The sequence below is a fragment of the Pseudomonas oligotrophica genome (assembly GCF_021726475.1).
Classification (GTDB): domain Bacteria; phylum Pseudomonadota; class Gammaproteobacteria; order Pseudomonadales; family Pseudomonadaceae; genus Stutzerimonas; species Stutzerimonas oligotrophica.
On the sequence record NZ_JAKJRU010000003.1, the window covers coordinates 17,562 to 30,100 of the forward strand.

At 62.9% G+C, this 12,539-nt stretch carries 13 protein-coding genes, 1 tRNA gene and 1 pseudogene; 4 read left to right on the plus strand and 11 right to left on the minus strand.

What is annotated here, in order from left to right:
- Positions 1 to 50: 50 nt before the first annotated feature.
- The 3 genes from can (at position 51) to L3N39_RS07060 (ending at position 1,779) form a co-directional block, all read left to right on the plus strand.
- Positions 51 to 695 carry a carbonate dehydratase gene (gene can, locus L3N39_RS07050; RefSeq protein ID WP_237256630.1) on the plus strand — a complete coding sequence of 215 codons (645 nt, stop codon included), beginning with the start codon at positions 51 to 53 and terminating at the stop codon, positions 693 to 695.
- A complete protein-coding gene (locus tag L3N39_RS07055) occupies positions 692 to 1,600 on the plus strand; it encodes a DMT family transporter (RefSeq protein WP_237257062.1) in 909 nt (302 codons plus the stop codon). Before can ends, L3N39_RS07055 begins: the two co-directional genes overlap by 4 nt.
- Positions 1,601 to 1,702: 102 nt before the next feature.
- Positions 1,703 to 1,779, plus strand: a tRNA-Met gene (locus tag L3N39_RS07060).
- An 80-nt stretch (positions 1,780 to 1,859) separates the two neighbouring features.
- Here L3N39_RS07060 and L3N39_RS07065 read toward each other — a convergent pair.
- The 4 genes and pseudogenes from L3N39_RS07065 to L3N39_RS07080 all read right to left on the minus strand — a co-directional run bounded on the left by L3N39_RS07065 (position 1,860) and on the right by L3N39_RS07080 (position 3,055).
- The gene (locus tag L3N39_RS07065; protein WP_237256631.1) at positions 1,860 to 2,285 is read right to left on the minus strand and encodes a type II toxin-antitoxin system VapC family toxin; all 426 of its coding nucleotides are present in this window, start codon (positions 2,283 to 2,285) and stop codon (positions 1,860 to 1,862) included.
- Complete coding sequence (locus L3N39_RS07070) at positions 2,282 to 2,527, minus strand: FitA-like ribbon-helix-helix domain-containing protein (protein ID WP_237257063.1); 246 nt, start codon at positions 2,525 to 2,527, stop codon at positions 2,282 to 2,284. The genes L3N39_RS07065 and L3N39_RS07070 overlap by 4 nt, the downstream gene beginning before the upstream one ends.
- Positions 2,528 to 2,615: 88 nt before the next feature.
- Positions 2,616 to 2,786: pseudogene (gene pflM, locus L3N39_RS07075) on the minus strand (lysogeny maintenance protein PflM); the annotation flags it as partial.
- On the minus strand, positions 2,783 to 3,055 hold the full coding sequence (locus L3N39_RS07080) for a hypothetical protein (protein WP_023445839.1): 273 nt from the start codon (positions 3,053 to 3,055) through the stop codon (positions 2,783 to 2,785). The pseudogene pflM and the gene L3N39_RS07080, both read right to left, overlap by 4 nt.
- A gap of 224 nt (positions 3,056 to 3,279) precedes the next feature.
- On the opposite strand from L3N39_RS07080, the gene L3N39_RS07085 reads away from it, so the two are divergent.
- Positions 3,280 to 3,609 carry a hypothetical protein gene (locus L3N39_RS07085; RefSeq protein ID WP_237256633.1) on the plus strand — a complete coding sequence of 110 codons (330 nt, stop codon included), beginning with the start codon at positions 3,280 to 3,282 and terminating at the stop codon, positions 3,607 to 3,609.
- A 39-nt stretch (positions 3,610 to 3,648) separates the two neighbouring features.
- On the opposite strand, the gene L3N39_RS07090 is transcribed toward L3N39_RS07085, so the two are convergent.
- The 7 genes from L3N39_RS07090 to L3N39_RS07120 all read right to left on the minus strand — a co-directional run bounded on the left by L3N39_RS07090 (position 3,649) and on the right by L3N39_RS07120 (position 12,494).
- Entirely contained in the window at positions 3,649 to 4,926 is a 1,278-nt protein-coding gene (locus L3N39_RS07090) for a RelA/SpoT domain-containing protein (RefSeq protein ID WP_237256634.1), read from the minus strand.
- A 380-nt stretch (positions 4,927 to 5,306) separates the two neighbouring features.
- Positions 5,307 to 5,702 (minus strand): MerR family transcriptional regulator, encoded by a 396-nt coding sequence (locus L3N39_RS07095; protein ID WP_237256635.1) that lies wholly within the window; start codon positions 5,700 to 5,702, stop codon positions 5,307 to 5,309.
- A gap of 54 nt (positions 5,703 to 5,756) precedes the next feature.
- Positions 5,757 to 6,935, minus strand: coding sequence for an acetyl-CoA C-acetyltransferase (locus L3N39_RS07100; protein WP_237256636.1), 1,179 nt, complete (start codon positions 6,933 to 6,935; stop codon positions 5,757 to 5,759).
- 121 nt (positions 6,936 to 7,056) lie between these two features.
- Entirely contained in the window at positions 7,057 to 7,959 is a 903-nt protein-coding gene (locus L3N39_RS07105) for a hydroxymethylglutaryl-CoA lyase (RefSeq protein ID WP_237256637.1), read from the minus strand.
- Between the two features lie 162 nt (positions 7,960 to 8,121).
- On the minus strand, positions 8,122 to 10,032 hold the full coding sequence (locus L3N39_RS07110) for an acetyl-CoA carboxylase biotin carboxylase subunit (RefSeq protein ID WP_237256638.1): 1,911 nt from the start codon (positions 10,030 to 10,032) through the stop codon (positions 8,122 to 8,124).
- Positions 10,032 to 10,829 carry a gamma-carboxygeranoyl-CoA hydratase gene (locus L3N39_RS07115; protein ID WP_237256639.1) on the minus strand — a complete coding sequence of 266 codons (798 nt, stop codon included), beginning with the start codon at positions 10,827 to 10,829 and terminating at the stop codon, positions 10,032 to 10,034. Before L3N39_RS07115 ends, L3N39_RS07110 begins: the two co-directional genes overlap by 1 nt.
- 57 nt (positions 10,830 to 10,886) lie before the next feature.
- Complete coding sequence (locus L3N39_RS07120; RefSeq protein ID WP_043297477.1) at positions 10,887 to 12,494, minus strand: carboxyl transferase domain-containing protein; 1,608 nt, start codon at positions 12,492 to 12,494, stop codon at positions 10,887 to 10,889.
- Positions 12,495 to 12,539: the final 45 nt, after the last annotated feature.

The following is a 12,539-nucleotide window of genomic DNA, read 5'->3' on the forward strand; positions in this document are numbered from 1 at the left end:
CACGGGCTCTAGTACAGTGCGGCATCTGTCGCACTGTCTTGGGGATGACCATGAACGATCTGGATCAGCTGTTAGAGAACAACCGGCACTGGGCCGAGGCAATCAAGCAGGAAGACCCGGAATTCTTCGAGAAACTCGCCCGCCAGCAGGTGCCCGAGTACCTGTGGATCGGCTGTTCCGACGCCCGCGTGCCGGCCAACGAGATCGTCGGCCTGCTGCCCGGCGAGCTGTTCGTCCATCGCAACGTGGCCAACGTGGTGCTGCAGACGGACCTCAACTGCCTCTCGGTGATCCAGTTCGCCGTCGACGTGCTCAAGGTCCGGCACATCCTGGTCACCGGCCATTATGGTTGCGGCGGCGTGCGTGCCTCGATGCGCGACGAGCAGCTGGGCCTCATCGATGGCTGGCTGCGCAGCATTCGCGACCTCTACCACGAGCACTACGACGAGATCGCCGCGCTGCCCGACGAGGAGAGCAAGCTCAACCGGATGTGCGAGCTCAACGTCATCCAGCAGGTGGCCAATGTCAGCCACACCAATATCGTTCAGAATGCCTGGCACCGCGGCCAACCGCTCTCCATCCATGGCTGCATCTACGGAATCAAGGACGGCCTTTGGAAGACTCTCGACGTCACCATCAGCAGCCCGGAGCAGCTTCCGGCGCAATACCGGCTCCGCCCGCGACGACCGCTCTGAACCATGGCCAGGCCCGGGCCTGGCTCGGGCTGCTGGTCGCCGTGCTCTGCTGGAGCGGCAACGCATTGGTGGCGCGCGCCTACCATGCCGAGATCCCGCCGCTGAGCCTGTCGTTCTGGCGCTGGATGTTGGCCGGCGCGTTGCTCCTGCCGTTCGTCATCAGGCCGATCCTCGCCCACCGAAAGACCCTGCGGGCCGCCGGCTGGCGCCTGCCGGTGCTCGCCGCGATGGGTATCGCCAGCTACAACTCGCTGCTGTATTCCGCTGCGCAAAGCACCGAGGCGATCAACCTCTCCCTGGTCAATACCTGCCTGCCGCTGGCGACCTTCCTCGGCGCCGGGCTGCTGCTCGGCGAATGGCCGCTGCGCCGCGCCTGGGCCGGCATGGCGGTGGCGGCAGTCGGGCTGTTCTACCTGATCAGCCAGGGCAGCTGGCAGACCGTCGCCCGCCTGGATTTCCGCCCCGGCGACCTGCTGATGCTCGTCGCCGTGCTCGCCTGGGCCCTCTACACCCTGTTGCTGCGGCGCTGGGCATCACGGCTGGCGGTGCCGGCGCTGGTGCTGCTGGCGGTGCTGATCTACATCGGCCTGCCGCTGATCCTGCCGTTCTACCTGTACGAGCTGGCCAAAGTCGGCGGCTTCACGCCGAGCTGGGCCAACCTCGGTGCCATCGGCTACACCGCGGTGTTCGCCTCGCTGGTCGCCTATCTCGCCTGGAACACCGGCGTCGCCCGCGTCGGCGCCGCCCGCGCGGCCCTGGCCAGCTACCTGATGCCGGTCTTCACCGCGTTGCTCGGCTGGCTGCTGCTTGGCGAGGCGCTGAGGCACTACCACTGGATCGGCGGCGGCCTGATCTTCGCCGGCCTGCTCATGGCGACCCGCCCGAACCTGCGCCAGCACAGCTAGAGCCAAGCCGGCGCCCGGCAGGTAAGCGGTTGAAAAGGATGTGGAATTTTTTGCCATCGGGGTTGACAGCGAAAAGCCCCAGGAGAATAATGCGCGCCACTTGGCTACATAGCTCAGTCGGTTAGAGCGCAGCATTCATAATGCTGATGTCCCAGGTTCAAGTCCCGGTGTAGCCACCATACAAAACAAGGGGTTAGCGAAAGCTAGCCCCTTTTTTGTTTGTGCCGGTGACTACGCCCTGTCTACAGACGTAATCCTGTTACCCCCGCCCGCTCCAGGGATCGACCAAAGCCGCCCCCAGTGGCTCGAAATGATGGGTATTACGAGTCGCGATGACTGCATCGTGTAGCCGTCCAATCGCAGCGATCTGCGCGTCTGCCATATCTACTATCCGCCCCTTCGCTTCGGTTGCGGCGGCAATCTCTGCATAGTGAACGGCTGCGTCTGCATCGAACGGCAGGATATTGCCGGCGAAATCTTCCTCAAACATGGCCGAGGCAATTTCGAGCAGCCCTTGTTTGCGCTTGCCGTCCGGCATCCTGGCAATGCCATAAAGAATCTCTGCGACAGTGATCGCACTGATCGTTAACTCGCTCGCCGGCTGGGCGTCGACCCACTCAATTACTTGCGGCGCCGGCTTGGCTCGCATCAGCTCGGACAGCACGTTGGTATCAAGCAGGATCATTCATCGAAGCTCGCTGCTCGGGCCTTGTCTTTTCGCTCAGGCAATGGGAGATCCGCACCGCCGACCGCAGCAAAACGGGAGTGAATGCGAGTACCCAGCCCGCCACGCTTTTCCTGACGCGACAGCGCTTGCCGAATGATGATTCGGGCTTCTTCTTCCATCGAGCGGCCATGACTAGCCGCTACAACGCGCAATTTCGCCTTCAGGTCGTCGTCAAGGTTTCGGATCGTAATGCTGGCCATAGAACCTCCGAGTGAATCCAATGCAATCATTGATAGCATACCTGCAAGGGCCTTATACGGATACCACGGCATAGGGTTACACCGACGCGCCCATTTGCAGCGTGCGAATTGGCCGCGCAGAGGCGGGGCGGCATAGGGCGCAGCGTGTGGACGGGGAGGGAGCGAGTTTCGCCATTTCGCGTCCGGACCAGCAGACAGAGCAGTCGCAGTCCGGTGCATGGGGAGGCCGGTTGTAGGCGCTCGTGGTCGATGGCCTCATTCATCGGCGTAATCCCCCTGGCAGAACACCGACTTGCCCCGCTCGATGTCGCGGCGGATGCGGTGCAGGTTGATGACGCGACGGCGGCCGATCTTCACGGTCGGGAGGGTGTAGGTTTCCACCCAGCCGCGCACCACGTCTTCGGTGATCTGCTCGACGCCCATCATTTCAGCCAGCACGAGCTGAGTGCAGAACGGCGCTTCCCGGAAGCTGACGATCCGTTCCGCTTGGCCTTCGATGGTTAACCCCACTACACCAGACTGTTCCATCAAGCGAGGACGGGCGCGGGTTGGTGCCGACGAAATAGAAATCCTCGCCAAGGTCTTCCCTAGCTATAGGTGGTGGTTGCTTACTGGCGAAGTGCCGCTAGACAATGGCCAGACAAGCCCCGACTACGACGAGGCCAAACGAAACTTGGCCAATCCAAACGCGGGATAGCGATCACACAGGAAGTAGCTAGGCGCTGGTACGCCCGAAGGAATGGAGAAGACCAATGAAACGGATTTTGCTGGCACTGGCCCTAATCGCAAGCCCCGCCCTGGCGGAAGAATCCAAACCCATTGCCACCCAAGTCGGTGAAGCAATGCAGCCCGCTGCCGAAGCCTACGGCAACACCATGACCCGCCTAGTCAACGAGTTCTTCGCTGGGTCCAAAGGCGTGATGGGCGAAGCCGCCCGCGCCAACCTCAAAGCCCAGGATCAACGCGAGCGCGAAGCCAATCGCGGGATTAGGCGCACCATGAAGGAATGCATAAAGCCTGGGAACGTCATTGATGATGACGTGAAGGAGTGCATGGAAGGGCTTCGACAAAAAGAATGGTGAAGCCATTCCATGTGGAAAGTAAATCTACAACTTTTTATATTACAAGTACTGCTCTATCTGAGGTTTCATTCTGATATTAAGGGAAACGCCACCATTTAGGGTGGATGTTAACAAAAGATCTTTATCTGAAAGCGCCTTTAGCGAAGAATCGAAAGTTATTACGCCTTTGCATAGATGGTTTTTCAATGTATCCAGTTGAATGGTTTTCTTACCCCAGCAATGGCGGCGATGCAGGCATGCGAGTATTTGGCGTGAGCCAACATCAATATCTATTTTGCGAGTAAAACCTACAATTGAGCTATCTAAACTCTCAAGAATATTTGTGTAAGTTTCGATGCCAAAATAGTGGCTGTGGGTTTGTCTGACAGTGAGGACTTCTGAGGAGCCAATCAAAACTACCTCATAGCCTTGGTCGGCGGGGTATTGGTTCTCATAATCTATATAGGATTTGACTGCTGGATCAGGGTCTCTGCTGACAATATCCCAAGTCAGAAATGAGCCTTGATTCCAGTCAAAAACTAGAATCCAGTTGTTCATTCCTTTTCCGCTTCTGGACTCTTTTTCGACTAGTGTTTTAATAATGTCTTCATTTACAAAGCTATCAAAAACCTTGTGGCGATCAGAGGATTTAATTATTGTCTCACATGAGTTTCGCAAGGAGTCTATGCTTAGCTTGTGAGCTACTGAGGGCTCTCTGCCTGCTTCTATTTCGTAGAAGACATCAGATAGAACTTTGAAATACTCAATGATCTCAGGATCGCCCTCTTTTTCCTTAAGGTGATATCCGTAGATTACAGAGGTTCGCTCAATGCTTTCAGCCCAATAGTGTTGGATTCGACTTCTGACTTGCAGTTCGAGTGACCTGCCGTCTCGTTCAAGCATAATGTGAAGGGCACGATATCCAGTATCGTCACGGCCTTTTTCTCGATAGTCTGTTGTCCTGATTATATTCAGGGATGCGGACTTATCAGACTCGCTTTTCAGGTATTCAAATAATGCATCTACATCTTTGTTTTTTTGTACAATGATTCTACAGCCTCCAATGTCTTGGAGTTGAGTTAGTCGGACGCTAAGTCTTTGTAGTTTTCTTATAATTTGGGGCTTTCTTTTTAGTCTTTGAGCAATGTAGTAGGGGCCACCATAGCCAGTCAGTAGGCGCTGAATCTCAAGTGTTGTCTCGGTTAATGGTTGTAAGTGTGCTTTTCTATATTCATCGAAGACGTCCTCAAGCTCAATGAAATCTATTTCGTCTTTGAACTTGTCCTTGGAAAGTGCAAGCCCCGCCTTGTCTACTTTGCTTTTCGAGAGAGCTGCCAAGTTAAAATCCCTTTAGATAATTTTAGGCTGGCCAAAAACTTATGATGATGGCCAAAGGCCTTAGGTGCAAGCACTGCCATCGAAACTGATGAGGTAGGGGGACTACATTAGCCAAATTCTATGGAAAGGACTGGCCAAGCCAGCTTGGGGATGGACTGAAAGGCCCGGTCTATGGGGCTTCTGGCGTAGCAGGGCGGTTCGTTGCGGATTCATAGTGCTGATGTCCCAGGTTCAAGTCCCGGTGTAGCCACCATGTAAAGAGAAGGGGTTAGCGAAAGCTAACCCCTTTTTGTTTATCTATCGGTTGTCGCTGCCAGCGCCACGCGGCCGGAGCGGCTGGCGGTGAGTTCGGTCTCACCGCTTGGCTGGTACCTGCTCGCTCAGCGGCTGACTTCGCGCTCTGTCTGGGCCAGCGCGGTGCGGCAGCGCTCCTCGGCGGTGTCCAGTTCCAGTTGCATCTGCTGGATGTCGAGTAGTTGCTGCTCCAGTTGCCGGCGGCGCTCGGCGATCATCTCGAGCATGATGTTCAACTGTTTCTTGTTGCCCGCCTTGGGGTCGTAGAGTTCGATGAGCGTCTTGCACTCGGCTAGCGAGAAACCGATGCGTTTGCCGCGCAGGATCAGCTTGAGGGCCACGCGGTCCTTGGGGGAGTAGATGCGTTCCTGGCCGCGGCGGGTTGGTGAGAGCATGCCCTGCTCTTCGTAGAAACGGATCGCACGGGTGGTGATGTCCAGTTCGGCGGCGAGTTCGGAAATGCTGTAGGTCTGTTTCGGCATCTGTCGGTCCGGTTCGTGTCCCCGCCGCGATTTGCGCGGCGGGGGAGTGCGCCTTTAGCGCTCGATGGCCAGCGCCACGCCCTGGCCGCCACCGATGCAGAGCGTGGCAAGGCCCTTGCGGGCATCGCGGCGCTGCATTTCGTGTAGCAATGTGACGAGGATACGACAACCCGAGGCACCGATGGGATGGCCCAGGGCAATGGCGCCGCCGTTGACGTTGACCTTCTCGCTGTCCCAACCCAGTTCCTGGCCGACCGACAGCGCCTGCACGGCGAAGGCTTCGTTGGCTTCGATCAGGTCCAGCTCGGCCAGCGTCCAGCCGGCCTTTTCCAGGCAGCGGCGGGTGGCGGTGACCGGGGCGATGCCCATGATCGCCGGGTCGACGCCAGCATTGGCGTAGCCGGCGATCTTCGCCAGCACCGGCAGGCCCAGGGCCTCGGCCTTGTTGGCGCTCATCAGCAGCACCGCGGCGGCGCCGTCGTTGAGGGTCGAGGCGTTGCCGGCGGTGACGCTGCCGTCCTTCTTGAATGCTGCACGCAGGCCGCCGAGGGATTCGGCGGTGGTGCCGGCGCGCGGCTGCTCGTCACGGGCGAAGGCGAGCGGGTCGCCCTTGCGCTGCGGGATCAGCACCGGGGTGATCTCGGCGTCGAAGCGGCCGCTTTCGACGGCCGCCGCGGCACGCTGCTGCGACTGGGCGGCGAAGGCGTCCTGCCGGGCGCGGTCGATGCCGTACTGGTCGGCCAGGTTCTCCGCGGTGATGCCCATGTGATAGTCGTTGAAGGCATCCCACAGGCCGTCGCTGATCATGCTGTCGACCATCTGCGCGTGGCCCATGCGCAGGCCGGTGCGTGCGCCGGGCAGGACGTAGGGCGCCAGGCTCATGTTCTCCATGCCGCCGGCGATGACCACCTCGGCATCGCCGCAGCGGATCGCCTGCACGGCCAGGTGCACGGCCTTGAGGCCCGAGCCGCAGACCTTGTTCAGCGTCATGGCCGGCACCGCGTGGGGCAGGCCGGCCTTGATCGCGGCCTGGCGCGCAGGGTTCTGCCCGGCACCGGCGGTGAGCACCTGGCCGAGGATGACCTCGTCGACCCGGGCCGGGTCGAGGCCGGTCTTTGCCAGCAGGGCGCGGATCACGGTGGCGCCCAGTTCGACTGCCGGCACATTGGCCAGCGAGCCCTGGAAACTGCCGATGGCGGTGCGGGTTGCCGCTACGATGACGACGTCTTGCATGTGTGGCTCCAGATTCTTCGATGGCCGCGGCGGCCGTTCGGCCGGGCGGCGGTGACTAGGCAGGGCGGATGGAAACGGAGAGGCAGTATAGGGACAGGAAGATGACTGGCGAGTCCTGCGGCTAGGCGCTGGCGCGCCGGGCCCGTGCCACTCGCGAGCCGTTGTCGCGGCCGAGCAGCTGGCAGATGCGCTCGCCGGCGGCGATCAGGCTGTCCATGTCGATGCCGGTGTGGATGCCCAGGCCGTTCAGCAGATACAGCACGTCCTCGCTGGCGACATTGCCGCTGGCGCCTTTGGCGTAGGGGCAACCGCCGAGGCCGGCGACCGAGCTGTCGAACACCGCGATGCCTTCCAAGAGGCTCGCATAGATATTCGCCAGGGCCTGGCCGTAGGTGTCGTGGAAATGCCCGGCCAACCGTTCGCGCGGCACTTCGCGGGCCACGGTATCGAACAGGGTGCGGGTCTTGCCCGGTGTGCCGGTGCCGATGGTGTCGCCCAGGGAAACCTCGTAGCAGCCCATGGCATATAGCTCGCGGGCCACTTCGGCGACCTTGGCTGGCGATACCTCACCCTCGTAAGGGCAGCCGAGCACGCAGGAAACGTAGCCACGCACGCGAATGTCGTGTTCGCGGGCAGCCTCCATCAAAGGCGCGAAGCGTGCCAGGCTCTCGGCGATGGAGCAGTTGATGTTCTTCTGCGAGAAAGCTTCGGAGGCCGCACCGAACACCGCGACTTCCTTCACGCCGGCCTCGATGGCCGCCTCCAGGCCCTTCATGTTCGGCGTCAGCGCCGCGTAAGTGACCCCGGCCTTGCGCTGGATCTGCGCGAAGACTTCGGCGGAGCCCGCCATCTGCGGCACCCACTTGGGCGAGACGAAGCTGCCGACTTCGATATAGGACAGCCCGGCGGCGCTCAGGTCGTCGACCAGACGCACCTTGTCCGCCACGCTGATCGGCTGCTGCTCGTTCTGCAGACCGTCACGCGGCCCGACTTCCACCAGCCGGACCTGTTTGGGCAGGCTCATATGTCCTCCAGGGGCGAGCGCGATTGGCGGGCTCGCCGGTTCATGTGTGTCAGCCGAGGCGTCCGGCTACTGGTGGAAAAGCCTGCGGCGTTTTCCACCCTACGGCCTTGCGTTCGTGCGTGGGGTGGACAACGGCGAAGCCTTGTCCACCTTGTGCATCCTTCAGGCCTCTTCCATCTCCAGCAGCACCGCGCCTTCGCTGACCATTTCGCCTTCGTTGCAGAACAGGCTCTTGACTACGCCGGCCTGGGCGCTGCGGATGCTGTGTTCCATCTTCATCGCTTCCAGCACGATCAGTGCGGTGCCGGCTTCGACATGCTGACCGGCCTCCACCAGTACACGCACGATACTGCCGTTCATAGGCGCGGTCAGGCCGCCGTGATGCTGGTGGCTGGCCTCGGCTTCGGCGATGGGGTCGAACGCGCGCACGGCCAGCCATTCGCCGTTCCACTGCAGGTACAGCGCATCGCCCTGGCGGATCGCCCTGGGCGTGCGGACGTTCTGCCGCGGCGCTGCCGGGTCGACCTTCAGCCGGCGGCTCTCGCCATTGCACTGCAGATGCAGGCTGACCTGCGCCGGCATGCCGAAACGCAGCCCGCTGCGCTTGGACCACGGCGAATGGGCATCGTCGTCGCGAACGGTGGTCGGCTCGCTCTGCACGAAGCACTCGGCAGCCTGTTGCCAGAAGGCATCGGACAGCTCGCCGGCCGGACGCAGCAGTTCGCTTTCGTGGCGCGGGATAAAGCCGGTATCCAGCTCGGCCTCGGCAAAGGCGCGATGGCCGACGACGCGGCGCAGGAACGCGAGGTTGGTGCGCACGCCGCCGACGGCAGTCTCGTCGAGCATGGCCAAGAGGCGCAGGCGCGCTTCCTCGCGGTTCTCGCCCCAGGCGATCAGCTTGCCGAGCATCGGATCGTAGAACGGCGACACGGTATCGCCCTCGGCGACGCCGCTGTCGACGCGACGGCCCGGGCCATCCGCGGCTTCACGGTAGAGCTCGAGGGTGCCGGTGGCGGGGAGGAAATCGTTGTCCGGGTCCTCGGCGTACAGCCGTACCTCGATGGCATGGCCGATCAGCGGCACCTGCTCCTGGCTGATCGGCAGCGGTTCGCCACGGGCGACGCGAATCTGCCAGGCGACCAGGTCGAGGCCGGTGATGGCCTCCGTGACCGGGTGCTCGACCTGCAGACGGGTGTTCATTTCCATGAAGAAGAACTCGCCACGGGCATCCAGCAGGAATTCCACGGTGCCGGCGCCGACGTAGCCGATGGCCTTGGCCGCCTTCACCGCGGCTTCGCCCATGGCACGGCGCAGCTCGGGGGACAGGCCGGGGGCAGGGGCCTCCTCGACCACCTTCTGATGGCGGCGCTGGATCGAGCAGTCGCGCTCGTTCAGGTACAGGCAGTTGCCGTGCTGGTCGGCGAAGACCTGGATTTCCACATGGCGCGGCTTGAGCACGTATTTCTCGACCAGCATGCGCGAGTCACCGAACGATGACTGCGCCTCGCGCTGCGCGGACGCCAGCGCCTCGGCCAGGTCCGCCTCGCGCTCGACCACCTTCATGCCCTTGCCGCCGCCACCGGCGGTGGCCTTGAGCAGCACCGGGTAGCCGATCCTTTCCGCGGCAGCACGGAAGGTTTCCACGTCCTGCGCTTCGCCGTGGTAGCCCGGCACCAGCGGCACGCCGGCTTCTTCCATCAGCGCCTTGGCGGCGGACTTGCTGCCCATGGCGTCGATGGCGGAGGCGGGTGGGCCGAGGAAGATCAGCCCGGCCTGTTCGATGGCGCGGGCGAACTCGGCGTTCTCCGAGAGAAAGCCGTAGCCCGGGTGGATCGCCTGGGCGCCGCTGGCCTTGGCCGCCTCGATCAGCTTGTCGATGCGCAGGTAGCTCTCGGCCGGCTTGGCGCCGCCCAGGTCGATGCGGATATCGGCTTCGCGGGCATGGCGCGCGCTGGCGTCGATGGCGCTGTGCACCGCAACGGTGGTCAGGCCCATGGCCTTGGCGGTGCGCATCACGCGGCAGGCGATCTCGCCGCGGTTGGCCACCAGCAGGGTATCGATAGGACGATTCATTACTTGTTCTCCTGCCAGGCGGGCGTGCGTTTTTCCAGAAAGGCGCTCAGGCCTTCCTGACCTTCCGAGCTGGTGCGCAGGCGCGCGATGGCCTGTTCGGTGGTCTGGCGCAGGTCGGCGCTGAAATCGCCATCGCCCACTTCCAGCAGCAGGTCCTTGCAGGCCTTGAGCGCCTGCGGGCTGTTGAGCAGCAGGTTGTCGACCCATTGCTCCAGCGCGGCGTCCAGCTCACTGGCCGGGTAGGTCTCGGCGAGCAGGCCCAGTTCGCGGGCACGTGTGCCGTCGAAACGTTCGGCGGTCAGCGCGTAGCGGCGGGTGGCGCGCTCGCCGATGGCCTTGACCACGTACGGGCTGATCACCGCCGGCGCCAGGCCGATGCGCACTTCCGACAGGCAGAACAGTGCGTCGCGGGCGCCGATGGCCATGTCGCAGCAGGCGATCAGCCCCAGCGCGCCGCCAAAGGCCGCGCCCTGTACCACGGCCAGGGTCGGCTGCGGCAGCTGGTAAAGGCGCTGCATCAGCTCGCCGAGTTCGTGGGCGTCAGCCAGGTTCGCCTGGTAGTCGAGTTTGGCCGACTCGCGCATCCAGCCCAGATCCGCGCCAGCGGAGAAGTGCTTGCCGCGCCCGCGCAGGATGAGGAAGCGGATGCCCGCATCGTCCTGCACCTGGGCCAGCGCTGCGTTCAGTTCGCCGATCACCTGGGCGTCGAAGGCATTGTTCTTGTCCGCGCGGTTGAGCCAGAGGGTGGCCACGCCGCGCGCGTCTTTGTCTAGTTCGATGGTCTGGAAATCGGTCATCTCGGCATCCTCGATGCGACTGCAGGCGCCGGCGCGCTCGGCTGCCGGCGGCACGGATTACATGCGGAACACGCCGAAGCGGGTCGGCTCGATCGGCGCGTTCAACGCGGCGGACAGCGCCAGCCCCAGCACCTCGCGGGTCTGCGCCGGGTCGATCACGCCGTCGTCCCACAGCCGCGCGCTGGAGTAATAGGGATGGCCCTGGCGCTCGTACTGTTCGAGGATCGGCTGCTTGATGGCCGCCACCTCATCGTCGCCGAGGCTCTTGCCGGCGCGCTCGCTCTGTTCCTGCTTGACCTGGGCGAGCACCCCGGCGGCCTGTTCGCCACCCATCACGGCGATGCGCGCGTTGGGCCACATCCAGAGGAAGCGCGGGTCGTAGGCGCGGCCGCACATGCCGTAGTTGCCGGCACCGAAGCTGCCGCCGATGAGCACGGTGAACTTCGGCACCTGGGCGCAGGCCACCGCGGTGACCAGCTTGGCGCCGTGCTTGGCGATGCCACCGGCCTCGTATTTCTGCCCGACCATGAAACCGGTGATGTTCTGCAGGAACAGCAGCGGAATGCCGCGCTGGCAGGCCAGCTCGATGAAGTGCGCGCCTTTCTGCGCCGCCTCGGCGAAGAGGATGCCGTTGTTGGCGAGGATGGCGATCGGGTAGCCGTGCAGATGGGCGAAGCCGCAGACCAGAGTGGTGCCGAACAGCGCCTTGAATTCATCGAACTCACTGCCGTCCACCAGCCGCGCGATCACCTCGCGCACGTCATAGGGCTGCTTGGCCTGCGCCGGGATCACGCCGTACAGCTCGTCGGCGGCATACAGCGGTGCGCGCGGTTCGCGGGTCTGCAGCTGGCCGAGCTTGCGCCAGTTGAGGTTGGCCACGCAGCGGCGGGCAATGGAAAGCGCGTGTTCGTCGTTTTCGGCGTAGTGGTCGGCGACGCCCGAGGTCTTGCAGTGCACGTCGGCGCCGCCCAGGTCCTCAGCGGTTACCACCTCACCGGTGGCAGCCTTCACCAGTGGCGGGCCGGCGAGGAAGATGGTCGCCTGGTTGCGCACCATGATGGTCTCGTCGGCCATCGCTGGTACGTAGGCGCCGCCGGCAGTGCAGGAACCCATCACCACAGCGATCTGCGGGATGCCCATGGCGCTCATGTTGGCCTGGTTGAAGAAGATGCGGCCGAAGTGCTCGCGGTCCGGGAACACCTCGTCCTGGCGCGGCAGGTTGGCGCCGCCGGAGTCCACCAGGTAGATGCAGGGCAGGCGGTTCTCGCGGGCGACGGTCTGCGCGCGCAGATGCTTCTTCACTGTCAGCGGGTAGTAGGTGCCGCCTTTCACGGTGGCGTCGTTGGCGATGATCATGCACTCGACGCCTTCGACGCGGCCGATCCCGGCCACTACGCCGGCAGCAGCGACGTCTTCGCCATAGACCTCATGGGCGGCCAGCGGCGCGAGTTCGAGAAAGGCCGAGCCGGCGTCGAGCAGGGTATCGATGCGCTCGCGCACCAGGAGCTTGCCGCGTGAGACATGGCGCTGCTGGGCGGTGGCGCCGCCGCCTTCGCTGACACGGCCGAGCAGGGCGCGCAGGTTGTTCACCTGTTCGAGCATGGCCGCGCTGTTGGCGGCGAACTCCGGGGAACGGGTGTTGATCTGGGTGTGCAGGATGGCCATGGACGGGCTCCCGTAGGGTGGAAATCCGCGAAGCGATTTCCACCT

Excerpts from the sequence above, each read along its gene's own strand:
- L3N39_RS07105 (WP_237256637.1), bottom strand. The coding sequence starts at position 7,959 with ATGAGCCTGCCCAAACAGGTCCGGCTGGTGGAAGTCGGGCCGCGTGAC.
- L3N39_RS07065 (WP_237256631.1), bottom strand. The coding sequence starts at position 2,285 with ATGATCCTGCTTGATACCAACGTGCTGTCCGAGCTGATGCGAGCCAAG.
- L3N39_RS07070 (WP_237257063.1), bottom strand. The coding sequence starts at position 2,527 with ATGGCCAGCATTACGATCCGAAACCTTGACGACGACCTGAAGGCGAAA.
- L3N39_RS07100 (WP_237256636.1), bottom strand. The coding sequence starts at position 6,935 with ATGCAAGACGTCGTCATCGTAGCGGCAACCCGCACCGCCATCGGCAGT.
- L3N39_RS07120 (WP_043297477.1), bottom strand. The coding sequence starts at position 12,494 with ATGGCCATCCTGCACACCCAGATCAACACCCGTTCCCCGGAGTTCGCC.
- L3N39_RS07115 (WP_237256639.1), bottom strand. The coding sequence starts at position 10,829 with ATGACCGATTTCCAGACCATCGAACTAGACAAAGACGCGCGCGGCGTG.
- L3N39_RS07080 (WP_023445839.1), bottom strand. The coding sequence starts at position 3,055 with ATGGAACAGTCTGGTGTAGTGGGGTTAACCATCGAAGGCCAAGCGGAA.
- can (WP_237256630.1), top strand. The coding sequence starts at position 51 with ATGAACGATCTGGATCAGCTGTTAGAGAACAACCGGCACTGGGCCGAG.
- L3N39_RS07085 (WP_237256633.1), top strand. The coding sequence starts at position 3,280 with ATGAAACGGATTTTGCTGGCACTGGCCCTAATCGCAAGCCCCGCCCTG.
- L3N39_RS07095 (WP_237256635.1), bottom strand. The coding sequence starts at position 5,702 with ATGCCGAAACAGACCTACAGCATTTCCGAACTCGCCGCCGAACTGGAC.
- L3N39_RS07110 (WP_237256638.1), bottom strand. The coding sequence starts at position 10,032 with ATGAATCGTCCTATCGATACCCTGCTGGTGGCCAACCGCGGCGAGATC.